The following is a 25,335-nucleotide window of genomic DNA, read 5'->3' as shown; positions in this document are numbered from 1 at the left end:
CGCTGCTTCGTGAGCCATACTGTGTAGATATTCAGGCTACATGAAGCAGGAGGATGACAATGAACGAGCAAAAATGGCGGATACCGGCTAATGAAGGCGTCGCCTTACGTATAGGAAAAGGTCAGACGTTGCGAGTAACAGACGTGGAAGGGGAACAAGTTGCCGACCTAGTCGCTTACAGCTCAGACGATGCGAATGAACGGCTTGATCCCGGGGTAACGATGGACGCCCTGCATGCGATGAAAGTAAAGGCCGGCGATAGGCTTTACTCTAATAAGTACAGACCGATATTAACGGTAATCTCCGATAAAGTAGGACAGCATGACTTTATCAATCCCGCCTGCCGTCCCGAAATGTACGGGCTTTTATACGGCAAACCAAATCATGCAAGCTGCTACGACAATTTGAATCAGGCACTCGCTCCACATGGCATTACCGCTCCTGACCAGCATTATCCTTTCAACCTTTTTATGAATACGGTTATTGACCCTTATGGTCAAATCAGCATAGAACGCCCGCTGTCCAAAGCTGGTGACTATATCGAGCTGCGCGCGGAAATGGACTTGATTATTGCCATATCTGCTTGCCCCTGCTCCGAAAGCGCCTGCAATGGCTTTAAATGCACGCCTATCGAAGCAGAAATCGTTTAGTTTCTTCTACCTCGAACAAGCCTTGAATAGAATGACTTGTACCTGTCTATTTCTATTCAAGGAGCGATGTCCATGAACGCGTTTGTTACTTATCTGTTTCTCGGCTTATCTCTATCCGCCCCTATCGGCCCTATTAATGCAGCCCAGCTCGATAAAGGAGCCCGTTTCGGTTTTGCCCACGCTTGGCTTATCGGCTTCGGAGCCATGTGTGCCGATTTGATTTACATGCTGTTGATCTATTTCGGCTTAGCCCACTTCCTCTCTACCCCTTTCATGAAAACCTTTCTATGGTTTTTTGGCTGCTTTGTCCTTCTATACACCGGTATTGAAACGTTGAAAAACATTAAAAAAATGCCGGAGACCCGTTCGGCTGAAGCGGCCACGAAGCTCAGCTCTTTTCGTTCCGGCTTTCTGATGGCACTCACGAACCCGCTCAACATTTTGTTCTGGCTTGGCATTTACGGCTCCATTCTAGCAAAAAGCGTCCAGAATCACGGTGTGGCGCAGGTACTCTGGCACAGCTTCGGGATCTTTGCCGGTATTCTGCTTTGGGATTTCGTCATGGCTGCTCTCGCCAGCTCCTTCCACAAATTCGGGAATCGGCTGACGCTGCAAATCATATCTGCGGTTGCAGGACTTTCGCTAATCGGATTCGGGCTCTACTTCGGCTATCAGGCCTTCTTGCAGCTGATCCGCTGACACAGGCATTCACCCATAAAACCTTCTTCGCATAGTATGCTTCGTCGTACTTTCTGAAGGAGGTTTTCTACGTTTATGCCCGAGTTAACAAGCAAAGCATGGCTTGATGAGCACTTAGCCGAACTGCCCGAATGGCAGCAGGACGCTTTCCGCCAATTTGCCAACATGATCGCCGATCCGGCTGGCAGCTATCCCTGCATTCCTGGACGACACGGTTTTCTCACGAACAATTTACGATTCGGATTCGCATCTGATCCAAGGGATGAGCATGCCATTGCCGAGGTGTCGGAATTGCTTCACCAATATGGCGAAATTTCGCGTGATACGGGGAAATATGCTTCTCTCGTCATTTTTTTCGAGACACCAGCCGAATGCCTAGATCACTATTCCGTAGACCGTTACGAAGAGCTCTTCTGGTCCGTTCTAAGCCGCGTCAGCGCAAAAGACGAAGAACCTTGGCCGGAAGCTATCTCCACCGATCCTGCCCATCATTCCTGGGAATTCTGCTATAACGGCCAGCCTTATTTCGCATTCTGCAGCACGCCGGCGCATACCGTTCGCAAAAGCCGTCAATCCCCCTATTTCACCATCGCCTTCCAGCCGCGCTTCGTATTCGAGGAAATCAATGACTCTACGTCCTTTGGGCGCAATATGAAGAAGCTAATCCGCAAGAAGCTGGTAGAGTATGACGGCATACCTGCACATCCCTCGCTCAAATGGTATGGGCAGGAGGATAACCACGAATGGAAGCAATATTTTTTGCGGGATGACGAGAGCGCTCCTTCCAAATGCCCTTATACTTATATGAAAAACAAAGTTAAAGGGCTAGGCCAGCTCTTTCACAAATAAGGGTAAGGGCAGAAGCAAGCATTATGCCTGCTCTTGCTTGGTCCAAACCCTCCGCATCGCTAATGTGACTATAAGAACGACGATGACGATGAGCAAGCTTGCCCAAAACCCGGCTCTTCCCGATTTTTCAGCCAGTACGCCGAATACCGCTGCAAAGAGTACGAGGATAGCCGACCATGTTTTCAGCTTGGAGCTGACCTTTGGTTTCATGAGCTTCAGATAAGTTATAAGCACGAATATCCACGTATACAGCAGCACGAGTCCGCCTGCCGTCGTGATTTGCTCGAAGATCTTCTTCGGCATCCATAACGCAAGCAGAATCGAAATACAAAGCCCCGCCGTATTGACGCATAGGGCATGAAGCGGGAGCTGGCGTTTTTTCGTTTTTTGCGCCAGCCACTTCGGTGCATCTCCATCCTCCGAGAGCGTCATAAGCATCGAAGAAACGCCATACAAGGAAGCAACGAGTATAGAAAAGCCAGCTATGATCAACACCCCGTTAAGGATATGCACCAATACAGGAAGCTTCATCGCCGTGAGCGGAATGATGAGCGGGCTTTCATTCGGGAGCCATTGCTCCTTTGTCATAAATAGAAGCGCTATTCCAATAGCGCTTACATACAGCACCGTCACGATTAAGAGCATGATTCGGCCTGCTTTGAGAGCCTCCTTCGGGTTCCGCAAATGCATAGCCATAAATCCCATAACCTCAATGCCGCTAAAAGCATAGAAAGCGTACAATAAGCCTTTCCAAGCTCCGAGCCAGCCTTTATCGCCCCATTCGGACATGCTTTCTTTAACGGGATGTACATGGCCCAGTCCTTTCATTGCGCCATACCCCGCAACGACGATAAACATGACGATTGCAGCTATTTTCACGACCGCAAACATATCCTCCGCCTTGTTGATTCCTTTGGAACCCAGAATGACAACGAGCAATGCAAGCGCCGAATATGCGGCTGCGAAAACCCAGAGCGGTACGCCAGGCAGCCAGTATTGCGAGAATAAGCCGATAGCCGTTAATGAACTGCCGAGTATGAGCATCTCGGAGGACCAATAGACCCAGCCGATGCTGAAACCGGCCCAACGCCCGAAAGCCTGTTTCGCATACGTACGGAAAGAACCCTTTTCCGGATGCTGCGCAGTCATTTGAGCGAGTGCCTCATACACAAAAAGCGTAGCAATCGCCGCAAGCAGAAATATATACAGCACGAAATAACCGCTTTTTTGAATCGCGATGCTTGAACCTAGAAAGAAGCCTGTCCCAATCGTGCACCCAATGCCGAATAGCATGAATTGCTGCCAGGACAGCTTCTCCTCCGATGCTCCCATGCTTGTCGCCTCCATTTCTAATGTACTGTTCACTGGGAAGCTGGTTTTTATTCTCGGATTACCCATACATAACCGGATGCCCGTTTCGATATGCTTAATTAAAAGCATGCGAGTGCTAAGGAGGCTGAAGGAATGGGTCCTTTCTCCCCTAATCTGTTACAGGGAAAAGTCATTTTAATTACAGGCGGCGCGACCGGCCTAGGGCGGGCAATGGGCGAGGCGTTCATCGCTCTTGGCGCGCGTCTTGCCATTGCCAGCCGAAAAGAGACTGTACTCCGGCAAGCAGCCGATGCGATGGGATCAGAAGCTTGTCCCGTTTTCTACAAAAGCTGCGATGTACGCGATCCCCTCCAAATTCAAGCACTTATCGATGACGTCGAAGAGCAGCTCGGGCCAATCGATGTGCTCGTCAACAATGCCGCCGGCAATTTCATCAGCCCAACGGAACGCCTCTCTCCGAAAGCGGTGGATTCGGTTCTGAACATTGTGTTGCATGGAACCTTCTATACGACACTTGAGGTCGGGAAGCGTTGGATCGAACAAGGGAGAAGCGGCACCATGCTGAACATCGTAACCACTTATGCTTCTACCGGCTCTGGCTATGTCGTCCCTTCCGCAGCCGCGAAAGCAGGCGTTCTGGCTCTCACAAGATCGCTAGCGGTGGAATGGGCGAAATACGGCATTCGGCAGGTTGCAATAGCACCTGGGCCCTTTCCGACTGAAGGAGCTTGGTCACGCCTGTCCCCCACTGCTGCGCTGGAAGAGCAGATGCAAGCCCGAATTCCGCTCGGTCGCGTTGGAAACAAAGAAGAGCTGGCATACCTGGCCGCTTATCTCGTTTCTGATTATGCGGCTTATCTGAACGGCGAAGTCGTTACGATTGACGGCGGGGAATGGCTGCAAGGAGCAGGACAGTTTAACGGGCTCTCGGCAGTGACGGACGAGGAATGGGATTCGCTTGCTGCATTAACACGCAAAGGCAAGTAGGGTTGCAAAAAAAACAGTCCGTTTCTCATTGAGAAATGGACTGTTTTGGGGATGTTAACTATTGTTCCTTATTCTCCGTCAGTCTGCTCCATCGGACGAGCGCCGGGACCTCTGCCGCCAGAGCGGTTACCACCGGTGCGGTTACCTCCGGTACGGTTGCCTCCCGTGCGGTTGCCCCCAGTACGGTTGCCTCCCGTACGGTTGCCTCCCGTGCGGTTGCCCCCAGTACGGTTGCCTCCCGTGCGGTTGCCTCCCGTGCGGTTGCCTCCCGTGCGGTTGCCTCCCGTGCGGTTGCCACCCGTGCGGTTGCCTCCCGTGCGGTTGCCACCCGTGCGGTTTCCGCCTGTACGTTCCCCTCCCGTGCGATTGCCGCCTGTACGATTGCCATTTGAGCTGCTTGCTGCTTTTTTCTTGTCTTTTGCCATATGCGTAATACCTCCTCATAGAAGCTACTTACAACATATGACGCAACTCTAGCTTTTGTAACAAGGCAAATGATTGTTTTATAGAGTTATAGATTTGAAGGGCTTTTGTTAGCCAAATGCGAGCTGCTGGATTCTAAAAAGAAGAAACTCGGCTCCTTATTAGTTCTATAAACTTCCGTGCCGCAAAACCAATGTATTTTTCCTTATGATAAATCAGTCCAATCGTTCGTTTAATAGACGGATTGATGATCTTAACGGTTTTAATGGCATCCGATTTATGAATCGATATTAACGTTCTCGACAGTATCGATACGCCTGCTTTTGCCTGGATAAGGCTGAAAATGGTCTCCATTGCATCCGTTTCAACGATTGGATTCAGTACTATGCCGACAGCTTTGTAAGCGGTGTCCGTCTGCTCCCTGCATTTATAGGTTTTGGGGAACAGGATAAATGGCTCTTGCGAGATATCCTCCAATTGAACGGATTCGAGCGCAGCGAGCGGATGCTCATGGGAAAGCGTTAAAAACAGCTCCTCCTCGTATAAAGGAACGGAAACAATCCGCTCGTCGATGACAGGCAGAATAGTGAGCGCCACATCCAGCTCATTGTGCACGACACGCTCAATGACATCATCCGCTCCCCATACCTTCATCTGGATCTCAGGGAATTGCGCATGGAAATGTACCGTGGCTGCCGACACAAGCGAATTTAATTCGCCAGGCAGCGCACCGATTGACAGGCTGCCACGCTTGAGCGTTTGCAGCTCTTCCATTTCCCCCTTTGCACTTGCCATGCTTTGAAAGATATGGTCGCAGTGCTTCAATAGAATAGCTCCTGCTTCCGTAACCATCGTTTTTTTGCCGATCCTGTCAAACAGCTGAACGCCGAGCTCATCCTCCAAAGCCTTAATTTGATGACTTAAGGTTGGCTGGGTAACGCCAAGCCGTTCAGATGCGCGAGTGAAGTGAAGCTCCTTGCACAGTGCCTTGAAATACTCCAATTGTCTAATTTCCATAGTACCTCCGCCTACCCTTTTGATTCCCCCATTATAAACTGTAAAAACAGAAAAAACACCCGTGAGCAGCGATGTCTTCCCTGTTTTTATTATTACTCATTCCAAGGCGAATGCAAAACGCAATCACAAAAGTTAGCCGGCTTAAATCCCGGAAGCAGCAGCGTACAAACGTCAGCTTTAATATTGCCGAAAGTCGTCTCCGGCTTATGCTTGAAGCCCTCAAGGAAAGCAGGCAAAATTTTGCTTTTGAATTGATCGCGCGGATACGCTTTTACTACTTTCTCGCGGATCTCCTCCGCTATGCTTTCAAAGTTCTCTCCCATCACGTCATAGCCGACTCCCGAATAGATAAGTGCCACCTCCGGCTCCTTGAACTGGGCAATGCCGATCGTCGTATGCAAGGCAATCGCATCCCAGACAAGGCGAATGGAATCGTTAGGCACGCCATGCTGCTGGAGATAGCTCCTTGCTGCGTTGGCGCCGTCTACTTCAAAGCGTTTGTCCGGGCTGCTATAATGCTTCGTCAGCCCGAGGTCATGAAACAATGCGCTGATGTAAAGCAACTCTGGATCGAATGAAATGCCGCCGTTTCTGCCTTGCAGCGCTCCGAACACAAATACCCGGTGAGAATGGTTCCACAATAAATCATTGCCGTGCTCGCGAAGAAGCTCTGCAGCCCCTAACGCCAGCTTGCTATCTGGAATTTTGATATCCGCAACCGAATTTGACATTACAACCAGCCTCCTACAATCATTTTTCAACATAAGTTGATTGTAATGGAGGATGAATCATCGATCAATATTATCGTTTCTATAGTTATGATAGATTTAACGCATGACTATTTGCACATCTAGCATCTGCTATAGCCGCAATTCGTACACTGCTTGCAGCCTTCGATATTAATCAAGGCAGCCGAACCGCAGGATGGGCATAAATCTCTTAAAGGCGCCGCTACCGGATGATTACCTTTGTTTGCCGCTTTTTCTATTGGAACATGCATGGCAGCCGCAGTCTCTTCTCCGCTCTCCGCATGCAGCTCCAGCGCTTTGGCGACGGCGTCCGCAATGGATTCCACCCTGTTGGCGCCGAATCCGATTGCTCCCGAACCTCCTATTCCCTTTAAATGCTTAATGAGCAGCTTCACCTTGTTCCCGTGATCGCCGTAACGCAGGAATAATGAGCAAACGCGCCCCAGCGCCTCAGCCATTGCGAATACATCGGAGCCGGCTTTGCCCACATTCAGAAAGATCTCGCCCGGCGTGCCATTCAAGTCATTAATCGTAATATAAGCCATGCCGAACGGTGAGTTCACTTTATAGGTAGCGCCTCTTAACACCTGCGGCCTCCGCTTGTATTGTTTATCGAGCACTTGCTCAGCCGCTAAGTCAGGAACAACCGCTTCTACAAGAGACGCATCGAAATGCTCGGCTTTGTCGACCTCAGAAGCCATATCAGCAGCCGACTTCGTCTCATCAGCCGCATGTTCGTCCTCACGCAATGCTCCGCTCTTCTCCGTAGATAAGACCTGCACATCGCGGCTTCCATCCCGATAGATCGTCACGCCTTTACAGCCGAGCTCAAATGCAAGCTCATACAGCTTCCCTGTTTCTTCAACCGTAAAGTCAGCCGGGCAATTCGCTGTTTTCGAGATCGAGCTGTCTACCCAGCGCTGAATAGCCGCCTGTACGCGAATGTGATCCTCCGCGGATAAGCTCATCGCCGTGACATAATAATCGGGGAGCTCCTTTCCAGGATTGGCTGCCTTCCAATCTGCCGCAATAGGCACGTCTTGCTTATCGTAGCCTAATCGGCTCTGCCGGTAATATTCGAATGCAAAATAAGGCTCGATCCCCGTCGAGGTTCCGACCATTGTCCCCGTGCTTCCTGTCGGAGCCTGCGTAATGACCGTCACATTCCGCATTCCATTCTCGGAAACGGCTTCGCCAATTTCCGGGAAAGCGTGAATCAAATTTTTCATAAAGCCGCTCTGTACGTACTTCTCCGCATCGAATGCTTGGAACGAGCCCTTCTCCGCTGCAATTTCCGTAGACGCCAGATAAGATTCACGGGCCATAAACGCATACAGCTTATCGAGAAACGCCAAGGACTCCTTGCTCCCGTAACGAATTCCCAGCTTGATCATCAGCTCGGCCAGCCCCATCGTACCGAGACCAATGCGGCGTTCAAGCTTCTGGTTGCGCTCATTTTCTTCGAAATGGTAAGGCGTCTTGTCAATGACATTATCCAGAAACCGCACGGACCAGCGTGTCACCTGAGCAAGCTCCTCCCACGCGACATCATGCGTCTTCTCGTCATAGAATTGCGATAAATTCACGGCCGAAAGGTTGCATACGCCCCAGCCCGGCAGTCCTTGCTCTCCGCAGGGGTTCGTGCTGACGATAGGGTTGAAATACCAGCTGTTCGACATTTGATTGTAGTATTCCATAAAAACAACGCCAGGCTCCGCGGACTTCCAAGCCGCATCGATGATGGTTTGCCAAATATCGCGTGCACGCACGGTTTGATAGTGGATAACTTTTTTCCCAAGCCTCTTCCATTCCTCCAGATCGCCAGACCAGAGCTCGTCGTAATCCTTTTCCTTCGTATCAGGGAATACGAGCTCCCAATCCGCGTCCTCTTTCACTGCCTGCATGAACGCATTGCTTACGCACACTGATAGATTCGCGTTTGTAACTTGGCCCATCGTTTGCTTGACCGTAATGAATTCCAGCACATCCGGATGCCAATCGTTAAGCATAAGCATTAATGCGCCTCTCCTGCTTCCGCCCTGCTCGATTAATCCCGTCGTATAACTGAACAATCCCCCCCAAGACACGGCGCCGCTCGAAGAACCGTTGACTCCGGCTACGATTGCGCGGCGAGGACGAAGCGAAGAAAGGTTCATGCCTACTCCTCCGCCTCGTGCCATGATCTCAGTCATGTCGGACAAACTCCCCATAATGCCGCCACGGCTGTCTTTCGGCGAGGGAATGACGTAGCAATTAAACAAAGTCAGCTCTTCGCTTGCCCCGGCGCCTGCCGCGATTCTTCCGCCTGGTACCAACTTCCAATCATGTAGGATATATCTGAATTTCTCTCTCCACTCATCCTGTTTCTCTTGGCTCTCTTCAACGGATGCCATAGCTCCCGCAAGACGGTCCCACATCTCCTCTGGCGTTTTCTCCACCGTCAAGGTGAGCTTCTCGATGCTCGACTCCGTTTGTTCGCCGTTCCTGAGCTTCACCTGTACGTGATTGCCTACGCGCGCGACTACTTCTCCCACTTCTTTTACAGGAAACTTTGGATCATCCTGCGTCAATACGAGAACGGTATCACCGATCTTCGTCAGGCTAGTATCCGCGTTTTTCCAAGCATACCGGTCCAAAAATATTTTCTCGCTTAATCCCTCAAGGCGCCTTCCTTCTGCTTTCCCCATCTAAACGATTCCTCCTTCAGGTTATCGCGCTATAACCATATGTATCTCCATACTATGCGTTTAGCACAATATATTGTGTCATTTAATCATTATACTATACTAGATATTGATTTTCTTGCTTCTGAATGGCGCGAAACCTCAATCTCCTTCGCTTACATGCACGCTCTCGCCAATTTGCTTGTCCATACTCTTTTTTATGCGGCATCTTATTATTATTGATTGAAAAGGCAATACTGATTACAACTTATCCCTTATACCGCGGAAGGAGCTGCACTTGATGACATTTCAAACAACGCCGCAGGCTGCTTCAGCCGATGCCGGCACGCGCAAGCTGCATCCGCTTGTCGACTTGCAGTGCGACCGTACCTGGTTCGAGGAGCTGCAAAACCGTCAGACGCGTGGCGGACCATGGGATGATTGGACACTGTACCAGCTTGCTATGGAAGCCGAGCAGGCAAAACGGATAGAAAGCTTCGAGCAGCTGCTCTGCCTTCGTTCGCTTCCTTCTTTCGAGCCGATGCCCCATCAAATCAGCACGGCGCGCAAGGTCGTGCACGAGATGGGCGGGCGGGCTATACTTGCAGACGAGGTTGGTCTCGGCAAAACGATAGAAGCGGGTCTCGTGCTCAAAGAATACATCGTGCGAGGGTTGGCCAGACGCGTCTTAATTCTCGTTCCCGCTTCCTTAGTGCTGCAGTGGGTTCGGGAGCTTAACCAAAAATTCGGAATCTCGGCTGTCGCCCAGAAAAAGGCGCATACTTGGGGCTATGACGTAGTTGTAGCATCGATAGATACGGCTAAAAGAGAGCCGCACCGCGAGCTGGTGCTTAGCACCGATTATGATCTCATCATTATTGATGAGGCGCATAAGCTTAAAAACAAAAAAACGACGAACTATCAATTTGCCAACCTTCTGCGCAAGAAATATTGCCTGCTGCTCACGGCCACGCCGATTCAGAATGACATGGATGAATTGTTTAATCTCATTACGCTGTTAAAGCCGGGACAGCTGGGCGGAATGAGCGATTTTGCCGCCAACTTTGTCGTAGACAAACGCGTGCCCAAGAACGAGGATCAGCTGCAAGAAGCGCTGTCCGGCGTCATGATCCGCAACCGCCGCGGCGACGGCGGCATTCACTTTACGAAACGTTTCGTCAAAAACATCCCGCTCACCTTATCCGAGGACGAAAAGGCGCTTTATGACTCGGTAACCGGGTTTGTGAAGGAGCGTTACGAGGAGAGCGGCGGCGACTTAACCAGCATGCTTTCCTTGGTCACGCTGCAGCGCGAAGTATGCAGCAGCCGCGACGCTGTCTTTTTAACGCTGGTCAATCTATTCAAAAAAACAGCCGAGGATTCTCCGATGCGTCCGCGAATTTGGGAGCTTGTGGAGAAAATCAAAAATATTAAAGCGAATACGAAAGCCGAGAAAGCGATGGAGCTCGTCAAGGAAATGAATGATAAAGTCATTATTTTCACCGAGTATCGGGCTACGCAGGAGTATCTGCTGCAGTTCTTCCGGGCACAGAACATGATTGCCGTGCCTTACCGCGGCGGGATGAATCGAGGCAAAAAGGACTGGATGATGGATTTGTTCCGGGGACGCGCCCAAATTCTCATTGCAACGGAAGCCGGCGGCGAAGGAATCAACCTGCAGTTTTGCCACCATATGATTAACTTCGATTTGCCTTGGAATCCGATGAGGGTAGAACAACGGATCGGACGCGTCCATCGGCTTGGCCAAAAGGAAGACGTAAAAATCTACAATCTATGTACCGTAGGCACCATCGAGGAGCATATCGTGAACCTGCTGCATGAGAAAATCAACCTGTTCGAGCTCGTCATCGGAGAGCTTGACCATATTCTCGAACGATTCGAAAAAGGCGACGGCTCCTTGGAGCAGAGACTTGCCAAAATGCTGCTAGAATCAGGCAATGACACTGATTTGAAGCAAAAAATAAATCATTTGGGCACGTCGCTTAGCCGGATCCGCGAAGAAGTATTAACGGGGGATCAGCCGGAGACCGCCAGTCCCGACCTGATCGTCAATTTGGATTCGCTTGGACAAACCGTGGAGGTGCAGCCTTGAACGAGAAGCAGGTGCACAAGTTCGTAAACCGCTACCTAGATGCGACAGAATGTTCGATTTTGGAAAAATCGCCCAACCATTTCACCGTTAAGCTCTCGCCGCATGCAGACCGTGAGCTTACGAATCGTCCCTACTATTGGAGCTTTGTAGACCGCGTAAATGCCGAGCCCGAGACGATGACCTTTCTATTCGTTACGGACAAGAACAAATACGATGCTGCCGAAGAAGCCAAAATAAACGACGCTGCGGTCAAATCCGCGCAAGCTCCCGCAGAGAATGCGCAGGAGGCAGCCGCCAATGCAGCGCTAGGCAGGTCGCTCGGCTTTGTTCACGGCAATCTTGCCGCACCTGCCCGCGTCCCGCGCGAGGACTTGTTTTTTGGGGCACGCAAGCTGGATATGCTGTTCGATGCCGCCAAGGCAAAGGGAAGCTACGTTTATTTATTCCAAGAGCCTGACAAACGAAGCGCCAATCCTTTCTCATCGACGCCATATACGGCTTGGCTTGGCGTTAATATGCGCGTAGAATTTGCGTGCGACCGCAAACGCGAGGAGATCCATTGCTTCGGTGTTTCATTAGCGACCGGACAATGCGTGGAGCAGTTTTATGATCGCTTGCTCACCAACAAGCTTACACCGCGGCTGCCCGCGAATATTCACATTACCAAAAACGGGATTTCTTACAATAAAGCGCTCGGCATCGTGGAGCAAGCGCTAGAGCGCAAGCTGCGGGCATATGACTATAGCTGGGCAGAAAGCGCTTCTGCACGACTGGAAGAGGAGCTTGAGCGAATTAGCGGGTACTATAAACCGCTTGTAGAGCATGCCTTAGAGGAAAACAAGTCAGCTATCGAAGAGCAATTCGCCCAGCGCCAATCTGAGATCAGGTGGCAATATGAGCCGCGTGTGACTGCATCCGCTATTAACTGCGGGATCTTCCATCTAGAGGGCATCGACTGACATGGATTTGACGATATCCGCAGCAATACGCCAAAAAAAGGCGGTCATGCGGCCGCCTTTTCCTGACAGGTTGCAACAGCCTTCTTGAGGCATGTCCGATACAATAGCAAAGAGGTGATCATATTGCGAAAAAAATTCATAAAGCTGACAGCAGCATGCGTCCTAACCGCAATTGTGCTATATGCCGGCGGGATGCAGCAGCAGCCTGCATCTGCGCTCTCCACTCCCGCAGCAACCTACGAGCCCGTCCAGCAGCAAGCCGAGCAATGGGTGCAAGAGCTCTCGTCCCAGCATTCATTTGCCGCTTGGAAGAAAGCTGACTTGGTTATATCGCCAATAGGCCCAGGTACGCATAGCTGGCTGGTTCTCGTGAAGCAGCAAAAACAAACCGTTGGCTATCTAATCGTGCATGCCGTGGAATCAGGCGGCTATCAACTTGGTGAATATGGGACAAGCAGCAGCCCACCCTTCGATCAAGGAACATTGTCGCGATCGGTCAAGCAGCTAGAATTGCTGCAGCCTGCGACGCAAATCGAAGCCCTTTACGTTAATCCCTTGCTGTCAGTATGGAAAATAGCCGATGGCGATCAATCTTATTACACCGATTCCTCCAGCGGCGAAAGCCTTCCCATTCAAGATAAAGATTGGCTCGAGGCTGCCGCTGCAAAATCGGCTGCTCCCCTTCCGGTGCAAATCCGTAAGCCTGCAAAAATTATGAAGCAGCTAAGCCTGCCTTCATTCCAAGCGTACGACCGGCTTCCTTGGCTTACCGACAAGCCGCTTGCGGTTAACGCTTTTGCCTATTCTCCGTTATTCGCACGAATAAACAACAAAGAACAGCTCCGATACACCGCAGAGCTGTTCCAGGATCAAATGAGATATGTGTGGTCTGTAGTCGGTTATCATAAATGGGACAACGGCCCGATATACCTTGCCCTCGAAACGAACGAGGACGGTTCAGACAGGCGCTATATCCCGGTATCCTTGTTAATCGAACTCGGAAGCTTCTACCGCTGACGCTGAACGAGCCCTCTCCACCATAAAATAATGCTCATCGGTCCCCATCCGAACCACCGCGTCAGCCATGGCTCCCTGCGTGCTTTGGCTGATGTCCGCGTCTGCTTCCGCTCTTCCCTCGGCGTTTCGATATAAGCCACGAATTGCTCTGCCATATATTTCACGTACTCATCGCCTTTTGCCATAAGTCCCGCCTCCAGCTCTTAAATAAGATGATACATTAAGTTTGCCCCGGACCAGCCGAATGTAAACATGCATGAGTTGACCTCCAAAAAGACACGCTAAGCATAAGTCTAAGTGATCTGGAGGAACAACCATTATGTTTCGTACAATAATAATTGGCTCTATCGCACTATGGCTTGCATTTTGCAGCGGTTTGACAAACGCGAGCGCTTGGCCGTTGATTCCGGTTGGCTCCAGAGCGGATTGGGCGCTGCCCACTACCGTTGTCATTATCGATGCGGGACACGGGGGTATTGATGGCGGCGCATCTGCAGCCGATATATTGGAGAAAGACATTAATCTCGCGGTTGCGCGCAAGCTATACACGATTCTTCGCAACCAGAATATTCCCGCGGTGCTTAACCGCAATGGCGACTATGCCTTAAGCGATGACAACCGCTGGCATCTTACCCGCTCGAGGCATCGCAAGGATTTGTCCCAGCGACGCCAGCTGACGGAAGAAATCGATAGCGAGCTGCTCATCAGCCTGCATGTGAATTGGTCCAAAAAACCAACGGAGAGAGGGCCGCTGGTCCTGCACCAAAGCAGCGGTGAAAGCTCCTTGCTGGCTTTCTGCATTCAAGACGCGCTTAATCGCCAACAAAATACGGCCTTCCTCCCGCGTGAAGGAAAGCCGTTTTATTTGCTCAAGCGAGTTTCGGATCCTTCGGTCATCGTCGAGATGGGCTTCATTAGCAGCGCGGCAGACCGTACCATGCTGACAGATCCCGTTCGGCAGCAAGAGGTGGCCGAAGCCATCGCTTCAGGAATTAGGCAATACAAGTGGATCGTTCATTGAGCCGCCGCTTATAAGCGCCGTCAATTTTACGAATTGCACGTTTGGCTGCATAACAGGAATCGATTGCTGAAGGACCGATGCGGTAAATTTCCCGGGAGGCCCTACATGTCCGATCGTGATGCAGCTGGCGTGCGATTCCAAATGCTTGCGCAAGACACCGATTTGCTTGGAGATATGCTGTAAGGAGTATACGTCATCAAGGAACACGTCATTCGAAACGATCGGTACTCCCAGCTCCTCTGCGATTTTGGGAACGACTGTTTTATAGGTCGTTCGGCTGTCCAGGAAGAACAACCCTCGATCCTTGCATACGCCAAGTACGATCCGCATCATTCTCTCGTCAGCCGTCACCTTGGAACCCATATGATTATTCATTCCAATGGCGTGTGGCACATCATCAATCGCAGCTTCTACCCGTTTCTTAACCTCTTCGTCACTCAAATCCGTCGTCAATGCGCCTGGCCCCAGCCATTTCTTCAATCCTTTATTTGGCTCCATGGGCATATGTACGATGATATCGTGGCCGAGTCTATGCGCTTCCTCGGCATCCTGTTTCGTTGTCGGCATAAATGGCATAATCGCTGCCGTTATTTTGATGGGCAGCTTCATCATCTCCGCCGTTCCATTCATTCCGTTGCCAAAATCGTCAATCACAACGGCGACAGCACGCTGCACCTGTACATTCGACGTCTCTTGTAAGGCAGTACCGGTCCTATTCGCCGAGAGCGCAAAGCTGGTCATGCCGGCTCCTGCCGTAAATAATCCGCATAATGCCATTACCGCAGCAATTTTAATGCTCATACGCACCCAGTTTCCCGCATGTCCAACCTCAACTGCCCATGTCTTATCTTTTTGCTGTCTGCCCACTGCTGCACGCACCTCTCGCCTTTTACTATCATTGTTTGTGAAAATGCTGGGAAATATGCTAATCCTGTCACCATGAACCCACTTCCATTTTCACCCAGACGAAATCAACTGGCGTGCCGCAGCAACAAAAAAACAGCAAAAAAGAGGCCCTATGAAGGCCTCTTCTTATAACACTCTCCATTAATCCGCCTTGCTCATAACGTCTAATGAAATCTGTTCAAGCGTAATGCCCGCCAACTTATCCGCCATTGCCTTCTGGGCCTCGTTAAAAGCGGTTTCCAGCGACGACTGAATATGGCGGCCAACCGTACAAGCAGGATTAGGCTGCTCATGGATAGCAAACAGCTCATCCTGTCCATTGTTATGAACCGCGTTGTATATATCATTCAACGTAATCTCGTTTGCCGGCCTTGTGATGACGGCTCCTGCAACGCCGGCGCTCGTCATGACAAGACCCGCTTTGTTCAACATTCCCATAATTCTTCGAATGACGACAGGGTTTGTATTCACGCTGCTAGCGATAATGTCTGATGTCAGACGTGATGTCTTACTCGTCTCAAGCAACGTCATAATATGAACGGCAACGGCAAACCTATTGCTAGTCAACGTGATCACCTCCTGTAAGGAAAGAATCCGATACCATCTTTATGTAAGCATTATAGTTACATGATCATTGAATTGTCAATTAAACGCTGCTGTCTGTACGATTCGGATCAGGGACAAACGTTGCTTTGCCATCTGACAAAGAGGCTACCCTTGCTAATGAATGCACGAGATACCCTAGCTCAACCAGTTTGTTTCGACCTGGCTGAAATGCTTTCTCGATCACAATTCCGATTCCTGCCACCGAAGCTTGTGCTTGCTCTACGATTTTCGCTAAACCAAGCGCTGCGTCGCCGTTCGCCAGAAAATCATCAATAATCAGCACACGATCCTCTGCTGTTATGAACTTGCGCGAAACGGTAACCTCGCTCTCTTCTTGCTTCGTGAACGAGAAAATTTTCTCCGTGTACAGGTCATCCTTGAGCGTAAGCGATTTGCGTTTTCGTGCAAACACGAGCGGGACGTTCATTTGCAGCGCAGCCATGACTGCAGGCGCAATGCCTGAGGATTCGAGCGTGAGCACCTTTGTAACTTTTTGCGCTTCAAAGAGTGCAGCGAATGACTGGCCAATGCTATACATAAGCTCCGGATCGACTTGATGGTTCAGGAATGAATCCACCTTCAGCACATTTTCATTTAACACGATACCTTCTTCAATAATCTTTTGTTCTAATTGCTTCACAACCGTTCCTCCATTTATCAAAAATAATATTGACATTTCCACCATATTCATGCTATGATATCTTCTGTTGAAACAAGTTATGCGGCCGTGGCGGAATTGGCAGACGCGCTAGATTCAGGTTCTAGTGGTGTAACAGCCGTGGAGGTTCGAGTCCTCTCGGCCGCATCCTTTTTGAAAAAATAGCATTTAAGTGATCTAAATAAAATAAGTATAGCACATTGGCTTTCTGTTTTTAATAAACAGCTACTAATGTGCTTTTTTTGTTATGGTCATCATAATTTGGAATTCTGCAGGACAGTTTACGTCGGAATGATTTCTACAACTGTTGCATCGTGTCGTTAAAAATCCCATCATTCGTTGTCACAACATAAATTTCATGAAATCCTTCGTTATATTCGGGCCTCTGCAATTTTCCAAGCGTGCTTTTAATCCCAACGATCGGAACCATCTCTCTGTCATTACGATGTTCATTTCGAATGAGCGATTCATCTAGGTTGGGTTCAAAAAAGTAGCCGATTATTTTATAACCATGACCGCTGACCGCATCAATATATTTCTGGCGATCCAATTTTGTTGGATTCGTATTATCAACGACAAATGATTGTTTTGCGTGAATTGACGCTTCAAGATACGTTCTTTCTCTATATCTGGTTTTAAGCATATCCAGATTGATTCTCATGTGCGTATTAAAAAACTTTTCTTTATAAAAGGTTGATTTTCCAGAAGCTTGTATGCCAACAAATATAACGCACTCCAAATCAATCATCCTTACTCAAGTTCGCGTATTTGTTTATATAATCTCTGTCTTGAGAAAATATTGGAATATCTAAATCAACATCCCATTTGCTTCTTTGTGCATCACCTTTAAAGTAGTCTTGTTTTGTAACACAAACTCCACGCTTTTGCCATGTAGGAAGTTCGTTCCAGTTAACCCCTTTTTCTAAAAATAATTTATCCTGAAGCTGCTTTCCGTTCAATCCTTGTAACTGTATGTGAGGAAAGTTAGCCTGAGCAACCATCGAAATGCTATTCTTAGAGGCATCTTGCTGCCTCCATAAGAAATAATTAGCTACTTCGTCATGTGGCAACACCCATGCCCTACTATCAAAAGTGGCTAGAGGTTTATCAGGATATACCTTTTGGATCTCTTGGTTAAACTTTGCAGTAGCCATAGAAGCAGAAACGGATACTATCTTTTGTATGTTGTTTTGGAACCATGATTCGGTTGTCAATTTATCATAATTAGTTAACAACAAAGAAATTTCATCGCTCTGATGATACACCAGTTTGCATCCCATAACATTTTCGGCAAGGTACTTAGCCGTTTCCCATAAAGCATTCGTTAGATTCTCGTCAAATGGTTTAATCAAGCCACGAGTAAACGTGTGAAAGTGGCAGCCATCAATTCTTAATAAAACTGGAAGCCTCCGTGGCAATGCGTGTCGAAAGGCATTTTCGTATTCCTTCATTCGATTACCGAAATCATCTTTTTTCATATTAATTACCATCCCTTTTGTAACGATTTCGAAGTTTCATTGGTACTTGTATAATCTCTTTATCTGAAAACCAATTTATGGTGAACTCGAATACCGAATTGGGCTGAAGATGAGTCCCTAGTGTTACACTATCATCATAAATTGTTGTAATCAGCGAATAGTCGCGATAAAGAAATGCCAAGTCAACTTTAATTAAATCCAAATTTTATGTACATTCAATTAAATCATGCTGGCATCCGACTTTGGGGTCATCAAGCATACGCCAATTGTTTTCTACTATATTTACTTTCTTTTTACAGTAATCATCGGCATCCTCTACCAGCTCAAACCAATAGTCCGCAAAACATGGCTTATCTTCATGTGTATCATATAAAAAAATGTACACACCTTCATGCGTCTCATATAACATTACTTTTTTTATGGAGTTAGTTGGTTCTTCGAGAAGCTGATATTTCCTCATACATTTCCCCTTAATCAAATAGGCTCTTATATTGATTCAATCATTTAATGCTAACTAAACTGTCAAAAGCATAGGCAAAATTTCAAGGAAACACATCATTAAACAATTAATTATTTCTTGAATTTAGCCTTTACCAAAACAATCACTCCACCAATAAAAATGCCAATAATAGCCCATGCTGCAATAAATAAAATCGAATCCATGATGTATGCTCCTTTGTTGTTTATATTTTCTATGAAAGCAATCAGTATCTTATTATAACATGTTAGCTTAGTTGCGAATCCTGAACATTTTCCAGTTCAATTGTTAATTCATTGCCTCCAGACTCGCGATATGTATACACTTCATTCGTTTCATAACCAAACTTCCCAATTTCCCCATTGGAATCTTAAACGATTTTATTTCTCTGCCAATTACCGGAAGTCTTCACAACAAATAACGGGACAGCGCGGATTTAGTCCTGGGCTGTCCCGTTTCTCTTTTTGGTTATTGATTTGAAGTCCAGTAGTCAGGTTCGTTCCAATTGTTAACGAGATTGCTGAAGCAATGGTGGCCCAATAATCAAAGAATGTAAGGTGGCAGAACGCCTTCAGCGAGTAATGGCGTTCTGCAGCCTTGCCACTTTTCTTCTATATTGCAAACGTTAATCCTATCAGCTGTTCACTAAGGCTCCAGAGTCGATCGGCCGCATCCGGATCGACCGCATATGGCATCACGCCGGAGTCCGTTAACGTCGAATTGTTGTCCAAATGAAATTCGGACTCAGCGTCCTGTCCCAGAGGGGCGATATCGCAGTTCTCGCAATAAACGCCGCCCATATTGTTAAGCTGTAGGCTCGTCGCACACCATACGCTGGTAGCAGCCCCTTGCCCTACGGTCTTGAGATTTTTCGTTGGGTCGAGAACCGGCTGGCCGTTTTCGTCGATGACGCCCGCCGCGCGTAGTTCCTCATACGAAAGATGTTTTTCGAGACCGGTGCCGACGATGCTGCCCGGATGAAGGGAAAAGGCACGTACACCGTCGGCATGGCCACGCTTGTCAAGCGCGACCGCAAAGAGAATGTTCGCCGTCTTCGTCTGGCCATAGGCCCCCCATCGGTCATAGTCACGTTTCTCGAAGTTTGGATCATCGAACACGACGGGGGAAAAGTGATGTCCCCAGGAAGAAACTGAAACCACCCGCGCGCCGTTCGAATTGCGCAGCGCAGGCCAAAGCCGCGCGACAAGCTGGAAATGGCCCAAATGGTTCGTTGCGAATTGAGATTCATAACCTCGCGAATCGCGTGTCAGAGGAGATGCCATGATGCCTGCGCTGTTTACCAGTATGTGCAGCGGCTGGCCGGAGGCAAGAAACCTCTCAGCAAAGGCATCAATCGAAGCAGAATCCAGCAAGTCCATCTCTTCAATTTCGATGCCTTCGATGTCCGCAAGCGCGGATACGGCTTTGTTGCGATCACGTGTCGGGACGATGACCTTGGCGCCAGCAGAACGCAGCACACGGACGGTCTCAAGACCGAGACCGGAATAGCCGCCTGTAACGATAGCAATTTTTCCGGATAGGTTAATACCCCTGATAACGTCTTCGGCTGTCGAAGACGCTCCATAGCCTGAGCCGATAGGTGTTTGTTTAGTTGTCATAATAAAACTCCTTTAATTGTTTTATGAAAAATATGATTTGAATTTTTATATAGCTAATAAAAATCTTTATTTAAATAGTCCCGGAATTGATCCAATGAGCAAAAGATCCCTATTAATAGTTCAAAGCGTTTCGGCAAGTTTACTCGATCGCCAATTCACGTACGCCAGTCATTAGCTTGTTATCCACAGGTACAAAAGCCGTGTTGTCCACCAAATAAATTTGGCAGCCTCTTCTCGACAGTGTCGATTTATGCCGTGATCATCATGACAGGTCTCCTTTATAGTTATTTAGACAAAAAACGTTTAGTGTCTATGTGACTATATTATACGACTGGACAAAGTTTGTAAAGTGTATAATAATACATTCATGGACGACAAAAAAAAGCTGCATATTTTATCCGTGGCATTGGACGTGTATTTCAAGTATGGCTTTAAGCGAGTGTCAATGAATGAAATAGCACAGGCCGCCGGTATTTCACGTGCTGGTCTCTATTTGTACTTCAAGAACAAGGAGGAAGTTTTTAACGCTACGATTCTACATTATGGCGACACTCTTATTGAAGAAATAGTGGAAGGACTTTCTTCCAAGAAAACACCTGAAGAAAAAATTTTATATGCGTTCGAAGTGTGGTCTATAAATAATTTCGATCAATCCTTGAACTCTCCGGAAGTAAAAGAAATGACCGATAGCTCTTACGTATTCGCCCAGGAGGCACTCGACGCAAGCTACAATAAGCTTGAAGTCGTTCTGATCTCAATTTTGGAATCGCGATCAAATTCCGCCGGCAGCCCAAATAGCCTTTCTCCAGAGAAACTGGCGCATCTTTTGACCAGCGCATTGCGCGGATTTAAAATTGTCGCCCGAAACTCGTCGGAGCTTCGCCAAATGATTGAAGACTTGCTCCGAATTATTCTTTCCTCTTAGAGGAATGGTTCGTCTCTGCTACCTGGGAAAGCCTACTATAGGCGGCGTTTTGCGCATTTTATTCTTCAATAAGATGTCCTAAACCGCAAAAGTCTACGTAAATGGAAGATGTGCGCCGTCTGAGTCGAACTAACTGAAGTCATCGATTTAAATGAAACTAAGGCTGCCAGCTAATGGCAGCCTTAGTTTCATTTTTGACTGTGTGGCGCATTGAAGGCGACCATTTTTCTTGGATTTATTTATGCGGAGGGAAGCGATAAAAATAACTTCAATTGCGATTTCCAAGAAAAAAGAATGGATCAATCTTCTTGAAAAAACGGACAGAGAGGAACTTTCTTGAGCTTGACTTGGGATGGAATTGATAAATTCAAAGTTGTATATTCCGTTGAATGGCATGTTTATGAAGCATAAACCACGGGAAAAATTGAGGTTGAAATGAAGAAGTCCGGAAACAATTGGATTCCTTCTTCGTTTAATTACAGGGAGTCTTGAAAAGTTATCATGCCTTAATCGAATATGCGCAAAATAAGAAGAACCTTTTAATTAAGGCTCTTCTTATTTTGAGATTAAAAAAACTTTCGTTGCTCTGAATTAACCCTTGATCGTTAGAATTGGCTCTACTTCCGCCACGACCTGTGCCATGCCATGTTCTTCATGCGATTCAATAATGGCATTGATATCCTTATATGCGTACGGAGCCTCCTTTTTTAATTCTTCTTCCCACTTTTTCAGGATGTCCTGCCTTGATTTGATATCATTCCGATTCGGATCAATCGGCGTAACAATATTGAACTTCGCAATAAATTGCCGGAACAACGCGTCATCCGCTTTTACAGAATCGCCTCTTGAAAGGCTTCTGCCCGCGCCATGACTCGCACTGAACAAGCTATCTCGGTTGCCCAGCCCTGCAAGGATATAGCTTTTGGCACCCATTGAGCCTGGAATGAACACGGGTTCCCCCGTGTACTGAAATGGCGTATTCATCATTTGTTCCGCTGATTTTGCTGTGCAGGAGCCTTTACGGTGAATATATCCGGGAGCTCCATCTATAGTTTCCTCCCACACAAAATTATGCGGCGCATCGTAGAGCAGCTGATATTCAAATTCCTTTAGGCTTCTAGCCAACGATTTCTGAAGCATAAGTCCCAAAAATAGTCGATTGGCAAATGCAAAGTTAGCTGCGTTATGCAGCAGGTTCCAGTATCGTGCCCATTCCGAAGCAAACTGTTCAGCATGCGGCAGTACATAGATGCCATTGGCTGGATGCTTCAAGGAAGCCGGGTACATTCCCTTCAGCATTTCCTTGATGTTTAGGCCAGCATGGTGCCCAATAGACACGGAGCCGGTATGGATCATCACGACAATTTGATTCTGCTTTAGATTCCATTCGCTAGCAAGCGCGTGATTTCGGATATTCACAACCTTTTGAATTTCAACAAAATGGTTTCCGCCGCCGATTGAACCGATCTGACTGTCATAAGATACCGCTGCGCTGCCTAGATAGCTATCCAATCCGTCTACTTTATCCGTAAAAAATGAGCCATGACGATTAACTTTCAAAAGATCTTTTTCTTGCTGCTGCCTATCGTAAAATTCCCATAAACCATCACGATTCATTGCTTTTTGAGAATCGAGTATGCCCATGAGTCCCTCTTTGAGAATGGCTTCGCGCTGCATTCTGGTCATCGGGATGTGACGCCCGCCTTCGAAAAACACATGGCGGATGTCCGATTCGATTTGTTTGAGCTTGGATCTGATGTCCTCTTCCTTCAAGGATGTCGTGTACAAGCGCATCCCGCAATTAATATCGTTGCCAACCGCTTGCGGTATGACAAAACCTTTTGTCAATATTGTGGTCCCAATTGGGATCCCGCTTCCTTTATGGAAGTCCGGCGTAATCGCCACTTCTTCGATTTTGGCCTCTTCGTTCGCGAAGTAACCGGGGTCATATCGTTTCAATGTCTCAACCGCTTCATTTACTGCAAGCAGTTGGTCAAGCTCTGCTAGTGCATTTTTCTCAAGCTTAATTTGATCGTTTACAAAAAAACGAACGGGAATATCATTGCTTTTTTTAAATTTCAATAAGGACCATCCTTTATGACTTGGTTAATTTCTTCTGTACACTGAAAGCACGCTTAAACACGATTATGATACCATATGCTGGAATTTCCATATAGGAAAAATTGCAACATTTACAATAATGCCATCGTTTTATGTAACAAAGGCAAGACAGGGGGAAGTTCATGAAGCTGATTATGATTTCAGTTCTAATGCTGCTAACTTTAACGGGATGTTTACAAGTCAATGAGGAAACAGAAGATGAAGCGCTCCTCCATGGGGTAGCGCTGACGTTGCCTGATTTCAAGCGAGCACTTGAGGCGGAGGGTCTTGTGTTAATACCTTATAACGAAAATAACGACTGGATATTGAACCAAATGACCCCAAGCCGATTTAAAGTAGGGTCTCCCAAAGAAAACGTTGATCCCAATAAGCTAGAGCAGGTATCCGTCTACGTGTTCGAGTCTGTGAAAGCAAAAAACGAAGGAATACAAGACTTCAACAAACAAAAAGAATCCTATGACATGATGATTCCGCGAATTTATTCCGCAAATAATATCCTTATATTCTACTGGTCATTCGCAAACTTGGATGCCGATGCACAGTATGAGCAGCAGTTCCAACATGCCATTGCTCGGCTTTCATATTCTTTCCCATAAAAGGCAAAGGAAGAGCCTCCGCCATAAGGAGTCGGAGGCTCTTCCTTTGCTACAGATTACTCACCGATAGAAGGTTTTTCCTCAAACAAATTCACGCGTTCCTCAGACACCGGCGCAAAGCTGTATGTACGGCTGAGCTTCACCACACGTCGACTCGGCCGCCGAATAACGACGGAAGTCTCATCCCAAGCGACGACGATGCCATGTACGTCGTTCGCTTCCATCGCATCTCTGACTACCCTTATGGTTGCTCCGCTGACACGAAATTCATCCAGCTGCTCTTCGCTTATCATTTGCGTTCCTCCCTCCTTTTAAAGCCTATCCGTTCATTGAGGTATTGAAAAACCCCAATGGATGCTCGCGCATGCATTGAGGTCTTCTTTCACCTATAAGGCAATCATCGGCTCACTGCCGATATACCGTTCCGTTAGCCAGCATGCTCTTTGGCATCATTGGTTTCATACCACTCATCGAGCACTCGCGATGACATGACGCGTTTGCCAATATATTCGCTCTGACGGTCAGTGAACTGTTCCCGCCATTCAATAGACAACTCATCGCAAAGCTTCACGATCGTCAACAGCTCTGACCATGCTACATAGCGTTTGTACCAGAAAAATTGTGGATGCTCAATCATATAAGGATATAGATCATCAAATTCCGTATGTTTACAATCCAGTGCACGCTCAAAGTGGACTTTCGCGCCGCTTAGCTTCGTATACATAAACTCTGCAGACATTTCCCCCATAACTTGTGCCTCCCCTCGATCACTTCTGTATCATTATAAGCGATAATGCCGGATGGGAAAAGAGCATTTGTGCTGGAACATTCTACTCGAACTGAATTTCACCGTTATCCAGCGATGAAATACGCACGAGCGGCTCTACACGAATTCCCTGTTCCCGAAGCGTTCTGCCTCCGGCTTGGAATGACTTCTCGACTACGACGCCAAGGCCGATCAGTGTCGCGCCTGAGCGCTGAATAATTTTGATTAAACCGCGTGCGGCATCGCCATTTGCGATAATGTCATCAATGAACAATACCCGGTCTTCAGCTTTTAGAAACTGCTTGGATACCATAATATCGGTAACCATACCTTTTGTAAAGGATGGCACGCGCTCTACGTATGCATCCGGATCCGCAATCAGCGTCTTCTTCCGACGTGCGAATACAAGCGGCACGCCAAGCGTAAATGCAGTCGCATAAGCTGCAGGAATGCCGGAGGATTCCACCGTTATGACCTTCGTAATATGCTCTTCCGCAAAGCGCCTAGCAAACTCTTGTCCCATTTCCATTGTCAATTGCGGGTCGACCTGGTGGTTGATCAAAGCATCCATCCGCAGCACATTGCTCGACAATACGGATGATTCTGCTAAAATGCGTTTTTTTAAGCTCTCCATCTTTCATTACCTCCACCAAAATCCTTTTTGATAACGTACCATAGGTCAGGCAAAAAGTGCAACCCTATG

27 protein-coding genes and 1 tRNA gene are annotated in these 25,335 nt (G+C 47.8%); 11 read left to right on the top strand and 17 right to left on the bottom strand.

Annotated features, from left to right (window positions below; all coding sequences use genetic code 11):
* Positions 1 to 59: 59 nt before the first annotated feature.
* The 3 genes from AC0YN3_RS00765 to AC0YN3_RS00755 all read left to right on the top strand — a co-directional run bounded on the left by AC0YN3_RS00765 (position 60) and on the right by AC0YN3_RS00755 (position 2,198).
* Entirely contained in the window at positions 60 to 650 is a 591-nt protein-coding gene (locus AC0YN3_RS00765; RefSeq protein WP_475773267.1) for a DUF1989 domain-containing protein, read from the top strand.
* Between the two features lie 72 nt (positions 651 to 722).
* Complete coding sequence (locus AC0YN3_RS00760) at positions 723 to 1,349, top strand: LysE family translocator (RefSeq protein WP_475773266.1); 627 nt, start codon at positions 723 to 725, stop codon at positions 1,347 to 1,349.
* Between the two features lie 75 nt (positions 1,350 to 1,424).
* Positions 1,425 to 2,198, top strand: a complete 774-nt coding sequence (locus tag AC0YN3_RS00755) for a YqcI/YcgG family protein (RefSeq protein ID WP_475773265.1) — start codon at positions 1,425 to 1,427, stop codon at positions 2,196 to 2,198.
* Positions 2,199 to 2,219: 21 nt separating this feature from the next.
* Here the strand turns inward: AC0YN3_RS00755 and AC0YN3_RS00750 are convergent, their stop codons facing one another.
* Positions 2,220 to 3,530, bottom strand: coding sequence for an amino acid permease (locus AC0YN3_RS00750; RefSeq protein WP_475773264.1), 1,311 nt, complete (start codon positions 3,528 to 3,530; stop codon positions 2,220 to 2,222).
* 132 nt (positions 3,531 to 3,662) lie between these two features.
* Here AC0YN3_RS00750 and AC0YN3_RS00745 point away from each other — a divergent pair, with 132 nt between their 5' ends.
* Positions 3,663 to 4,517, top strand: a complete 855-nt coding sequence (locus tag AC0YN3_RS00745) for an SDR family oxidoreductase (RefSeq protein ID WP_475773263.1) — start codon at positions 3,663 to 3,665, stop codon at positions 4,515 to 4,517.
* Between the two features lie 68 nt (positions 4,518 to 4,585).
* Here AC0YN3_RS00745 and AC0YN3_RS00740 read toward each other — a convergent pair whose 3' ends face one another.
* The 4 genes from AC0YN3_RS00740 to AC0YN3_RS00725 form a co-directional block, all read right to left on the bottom strand.
* On the bottom strand, positions 4,586 to 4,942 hold the full coding sequence (locus tag AC0YN3_RS00740) for a hypothetical protein (protein WP_475773262.1): 357 nt from the start codon (positions 4,940 to 4,942) through the stop codon (positions 4,586 to 4,588).
* A 133-nt stretch (positions 4,943 to 5,075) separates the two neighbouring features.
* Positions 5,076 to 5,957 carry a LysR family transcriptional regulator gene (locus tag AC0YN3_RS00735; protein ID WP_475773261.1) on the bottom strand — a complete coding sequence of 294 codons (882 nt, stop codon included), beginning with the start codon at positions 5,955 to 5,957 and terminating at the stop codon, positions 5,076 to 5,078.
* A 92-nt stretch (positions 5,958 to 6,049) separates the two neighbouring features.
* Positions 6,050 to 6,688: an HD domain-containing protein gene (locus tag AC0YN3_RS00730; RefSeq protein ID WP_475773260.1), complete on the bottom strand. Its 639-nt coding sequence runs from the start codon at positions 6,686 to 6,688 to the stop codon at positions 6,050 to 6,052.
* 119 nt (positions 6,689 to 6,807) lie between these two features.
* A complete protein-coding gene (locus tag AC0YN3_RS00725; protein WP_475773259.1) occupies positions 6,808 to 9,393 on the bottom strand; it encodes an adenosylcobalamin-dependent ribonucleoside-diphosphate reductase in 2,586 nt (861 codons plus the stop codon).
* A gap of 277 nt (positions 9,394 to 9,670) precedes the next feature.
* Between AC0YN3_RS00725 and AC0YN3_RS00720 the strand changes: the two genes are divergently transcribed.
* The 3 genes from AC0YN3_RS00720 to AC0YN3_RS00710 all read left to right on the top strand — a co-directional run bounded on the left by AC0YN3_RS00720 (position 9,671) and on the right by AC0YN3_RS00710 (position 13,458).
* Entirely contained in the window at positions 9,671 to 11,482 is a 1,812-nt protein-coding gene (locus AC0YN3_RS00720) for a DEAD/DEAH box helicase (protein ID WP_475773258.1), read from the top strand.
* Entirely contained in the window at positions 11,479 to 12,441 is a 963-nt protein-coding gene (locus AC0YN3_RS00715; protein ID WP_475773257.1) for a YqhG family protein, read from the top strand. The genes AC0YN3_RS00720 and AC0YN3_RS00715 overlap by 4 nt, the downstream gene beginning before the upstream one ends.
* A 123-nt stretch (positions 12,442 to 12,564) precedes the next feature.
* The gene (locus tag AC0YN3_RS00710; RefSeq protein WP_475773256.1) at positions 12,565 to 13,458 is read left to right on the top strand and encodes a hypothetical protein; all 894 of its coding nucleotides are present in this window, start codon (positions 12,565 to 12,567) and stop codon (positions 13,456 to 13,458) included.
* Here the strand turns inward: AC0YN3_RS00710 and AC0YN3_RS00705 are convergent.
* The gene (locus AC0YN3_RS00705; protein WP_475773255.1) at positions 13,449 to 13,643 is read right to left on the bottom strand and encodes a YqzE family protein; all 195 of its coding nucleotides are present in this window, start codon (positions 13,641 to 13,643) and stop codon (positions 13,449 to 13,451) included. The two genes, AC0YN3_RS00710 and AC0YN3_RS00705, sit on opposite strands and share 10 nt — an antisense overlap.
* Positions 13,644 to 13,777: 134 nt before the next feature.
* Between AC0YN3_RS00705 and AC0YN3_RS00700 the strand changes: the two genes are divergently transcribed.
* The gene (locus AC0YN3_RS00700) at positions 13,778 to 14,479 is read left to right on the top strand and encodes an N-acetylmuramoyl-L-alanine amidase family protein (protein ID WP_475773254.1); all 702 of its coding nucleotides are present in this window, start codon (positions 13,778 to 13,780) and stop codon (positions 14,477 to 14,479) included.
* Here AC0YN3_RS00700 and AC0YN3_RS00695 read toward each other — a convergent pair.
* The 3 genes from AC0YN3_RS00695 to AC0YN3_RS00685 all read right to left on the bottom strand — a co-directional run bounded on the left by AC0YN3_RS00695 (position 14,444) and on the right by AC0YN3_RS00685 (position 16,631).
* Positions 14,444 to 15,346, bottom strand: a complete 903-nt coding sequence (locus AC0YN3_RS00695; protein ID WP_475773253.1) for a divergent polysaccharide deacetylase family protein — start codon at positions 15,344 to 15,346, stop codon at positions 14,444 to 14,446. The two genes, AC0YN3_RS00700 and AC0YN3_RS00695, sit on opposite strands and share 36 nt — an antisense overlap.
* Positions 15,347 to 15,526: 180 nt before the next feature.
* Positions 15,527 to 15,952 carry an Rrf2 family transcriptional regulator gene (locus AC0YN3_RS00690; protein WP_475773252.1) on the bottom strand — a complete coding sequence of 142 codons (426 nt, stop codon included), beginning with the start codon at positions 15,950 to 15,952 and terminating at the stop codon, positions 15,527 to 15,529.
* Between the two features lie 79 nt (positions 15,953 to 16,031).
* Entirely contained in the window at positions 16,032 to 16,631 is a 600-nt protein-coding gene (locus AC0YN3_RS00685; RefSeq protein WP_475773251.1) for a xanthine phosphoribosyltransferase, read from the bottom strand.
* 81 nt (positions 16,632 to 16,712) lie between these two features.
* On the opposite strand from AC0YN3_RS00685, the gene AC0YN3_RS00680 reads away from it, so the two are divergent.
* Positions 16,713 to 16,796: transfer RNA gene (locus tag AC0YN3_RS00680), tRNA-Leu, on the top strand.
* A 151-nt stretch (positions 16,797 to 16,947) separates the two neighbouring features.
* On the opposite strand, the gene AC0YN3_RS00675 is transcribed toward AC0YN3_RS00680, so the two are convergent.
* The 4 genes from AC0YN3_RS00675 to AC0YN3_RS00660 form a co-directional block, all read right to left on the bottom strand.
* Positions 16,948 to 17,388, bottom strand: a complete 441-nt coding sequence (locus AC0YN3_RS00675) for an AAA family ATPase (RefSeq protein ID WP_475774250.1) — start codon at positions 17,386 to 17,388, stop codon at positions 16,948 to 16,950.
* 1 nt (position 17,389) lies between these two features.
* Positions 17,390 to 18,127 (bottom strand): tRNA(His) guanylyltransferase Thg1 family protein, encoded by a 738-nt coding sequence (locus tag AC0YN3_RS00670; RefSeq protein WP_475773250.1) that lies wholly within the window; start codon positions 18,125 to 18,127, stop codon positions 17,390 to 17,392.
* Between the two features lie 205 nt (positions 18,128 to 18,332).
* Complete coding sequence (locus AC0YN3_RS00665) at positions 18,333 to 18,587, bottom strand: hypothetical protein (RefSeq protein ID WP_475773249.1); 255 nt, start codon at positions 18,585 to 18,587, stop codon at positions 18,333 to 18,335.
* A gap of 629 nt (positions 18,588 to 19,216) precedes the next feature.
* The gene (locus AC0YN3_RS00660) at positions 19,217 to 20,224 is read right to left on the bottom strand and encodes an oxidoreductase (RefSeq protein WP_475773248.1); all 1,008 of its coding nucleotides are present in this window, start codon (positions 20,222 to 20,224) and stop codon (positions 19,217 to 19,219) included.
* Between the two features lie 367 nt (positions 20,225 to 20,591).
* On the opposite strand from AC0YN3_RS00660, the gene AC0YN3_RS00655 reads away from it, so the two are divergent.
* Positions 20,592 to 21,149, top strand: a complete 558-nt coding sequence (locus tag AC0YN3_RS00655) for a TetR/AcrR family transcriptional regulator (RefSeq protein WP_475773247.1) — start codon at positions 20,592 to 20,594, stop codon at positions 21,147 to 21,149.
* Between the two features lie 591 nt (positions 21,150 to 21,740).
* Here the strand turns inward: AC0YN3_RS00655 and AC0YN3_RS00650 are convergent.
* Positions 21,741 to 23,231, bottom strand: a complete 1,491-nt coding sequence (locus AC0YN3_RS00650; RefSeq protein ID WP_475773246.1) for an RtcB family protein — start codon at positions 23,229 to 23,231, stop codon at positions 21,741 to 21,743.
* Between the two features lie 161 nt (positions 23,232 to 23,392).
* Between AC0YN3_RS00650 and AC0YN3_RS00645 the strand changes: the two genes are divergently transcribed.
* On the top strand, positions 23,393 to 23,866 hold the full coding sequence (locus tag AC0YN3_RS00645; protein WP_475773245.1) for a hypothetical protein: 474 nt from the start codon (positions 23,393 to 23,395) through the stop codon (positions 23,864 to 23,866).
* Between the two features lie 56 nt (positions 23,867 to 23,922).
* On the opposite strand, the gene AC0YN3_RS00640 is transcribed toward AC0YN3_RS00645, so the two are convergent.
* The 3 genes from AC0YN3_RS00640 to AC0YN3_RS00630 form a co-directional block, all read right to left on the bottom strand.
* The gene (locus AC0YN3_RS00640) at positions 23,923 to 24,159 is read right to left on the bottom strand and encodes a hypothetical protein (protein WP_475773244.1); all 237 of its coding nucleotides are present in this window, start codon (positions 24,157 to 24,159) and stop codon (positions 23,923 to 23,925) included.
* Between the two features lie 134 nt (positions 24,160 to 24,293).
* Positions 24,294 to 24,614: a hypothetical protein gene (locus AC0YN3_RS00635; RefSeq protein WP_138752003.1), complete on the bottom strand. Its 321-nt coding sequence runs from the start codon at positions 24,612 to 24,614 to the stop codon at positions 24,294 to 24,296.
* A gap of 82 nt (positions 24,615 to 24,696) precedes the next feature.
* Positions 24,697 to 25,266: a xanthine phosphoribosyltransferase gene (locus AC0YN3_RS00630; RefSeq protein ID WP_475773243.1), complete on the bottom strand. Its 570-nt coding sequence runs from the start codon at positions 25,264 to 25,266 to the stop codon at positions 24,697 to 24,699.
* Positions 25,267 to 25,335: the final 69 nt, after the last annotated feature.

The organism is Paenibacillus sp. J22R232, from assembly GCF_056269165.1.
This window is presented reverse-complemented; position numbering and strand designations above follow the sequence as displayed.

Excerpts from the sequence above, each read along its gene's own strand:
- AC0YN3_RS00765 (WP_475773267.1), top strand. The coding sequence starts at position 60 with ATGAACGAGCAAAAATGGCGGATACCGGCTAATGAAGGCGTCGCCTTA.
- AC0YN3_RS00760 (WP_475773266.1), top strand. The coding sequence starts at position 723 with ATGAACGCGTTTGTTACTTATCTGTTTCTCGGCTTATCTCTATCCGCC.
- AC0YN3_RS00755 (WP_475773265.1), top strand. The coding sequence starts at position 1,425 with ATGCCCGAGTTAACAAGCAAAGCATGGCTTGATGAGCACTTAGCCGAA.
- AC0YN3_RS00750 (WP_475773264.1), bottom strand. The coding sequence starts at position 3,530 with ATGGGAGCATCGGAGGAGAAGCTGTCCTGGCAGCAATTCATGCTATTC.
- AC0YN3_RS00745 (WP_475773263.1), top strand. The coding sequence starts at position 3,663 with ATGGGTCCTTTCTCCCCTAATCTGTTACAGGGAAAAGTCATTTTAATT.
- AC0YN3_RS00740 (WP_475773262.1), bottom strand. The coding sequence starts at position 4,942 with ATGGCAAAAGACAAGAAAAAAGCAGCAAGCAGCTCAAATGGCAATCGT.
- AC0YN3_RS00735 (WP_475773261.1), bottom strand. The coding sequence starts at position 5,957 with ATGGAAATTAGACAATTGGAGTATTTCAAGGCACTGTGCAAGGAGCTT.
- AC0YN3_RS00730 (WP_475773260.1), bottom strand. The coding sequence starts at position 6,688 with ATGTCAAATTCGGTTGCGGATATCAAAATTCCAGATAGCAAGCTGGCG.
- AC0YN3_RS00725 (WP_475773259.1), bottom strand. The coding sequence starts at position 9,393 with ATGGGGAAAGCAGAAGGAAGGCGCCTTGAGGGATTAAGCGAGAAAATA.
- AC0YN3_RS00720 (WP_475773258.1), top strand. The coding sequence starts at position 9,671 with ATGACATTTCAAACAACGCCGCAGGCTGCTTCAGCCGATGCCGGCACG.
- AC0YN3_RS00705 (WP_475773255.1), bottom strand. The coding sequence starts at position 13,643 with ATGGCAAAAGGCGATGAGTACGTGAAATATATGGCAGAGCAATTCGTG.
- AC0YN3_RS00700 (WP_475773254.1), top strand. The coding sequence starts at position 13,778 with ATGTTTCGTACAATAATAATTGGCTCTATCGCACTATGGCTTGCATTT.
- AC0YN3_RS00670 (WP_475773250.1), bottom strand. The coding sequence starts at position 18,127 with ATGAAAAAAGATGATTTCGGTAATCGAATGAAGGAATACGAAAATGCC.
- AC0YN3_RS00665 (WP_475773249.1), bottom strand. The coding sequence starts at position 18,587 with ATGAGGAAATATCAGCTTCTCGAAGAACCAACTAACTCCATAAAAAAA.
- AC0YN3_RS00660 (WP_475773248.1), bottom strand. The coding sequence starts at position 20,224 with ATGACAACTAAACAAACACCTATCGGCTCAGGCTATGGAGCGTCTTCG.
- AC0YN3_RS00655 (WP_475773247.1), top strand. The coding sequence starts at position 20,592 with ATGGACGACAAAAAAAAGCTGCATATTTTATCCGTGGCATTGGACGTG.
- AC0YN3_RS00645 (WP_475773245.1), top strand. The coding sequence starts at position 23,393 with ATGAAGCTGATTATGATTTCAGTTCTAATGCTGCTAACTTTAACGGGA.
- AC0YN3_RS00640 (WP_475773244.1), bottom strand. The coding sequence starts at position 24,159 with ATGATAAGCGAAGAGCAGCTGGATGAATTTCGTGTCAGCGGAGCAACC.
- AC0YN3_RS00635 (WP_138752003.1), bottom strand. The coding sequence starts at position 24,614 with ATGGGGGAAATGTCTGCAGAGTTTATGTATACGAAGCTAAGCGGCGCG.
- AC0YN3_RS00630 (WP_475773243.1), bottom strand. The coding sequence starts at position 25,266 with ATGGAGAGCTTAAAAAAACGCATTTTAGCAGAATCATCCGTATTGTCG.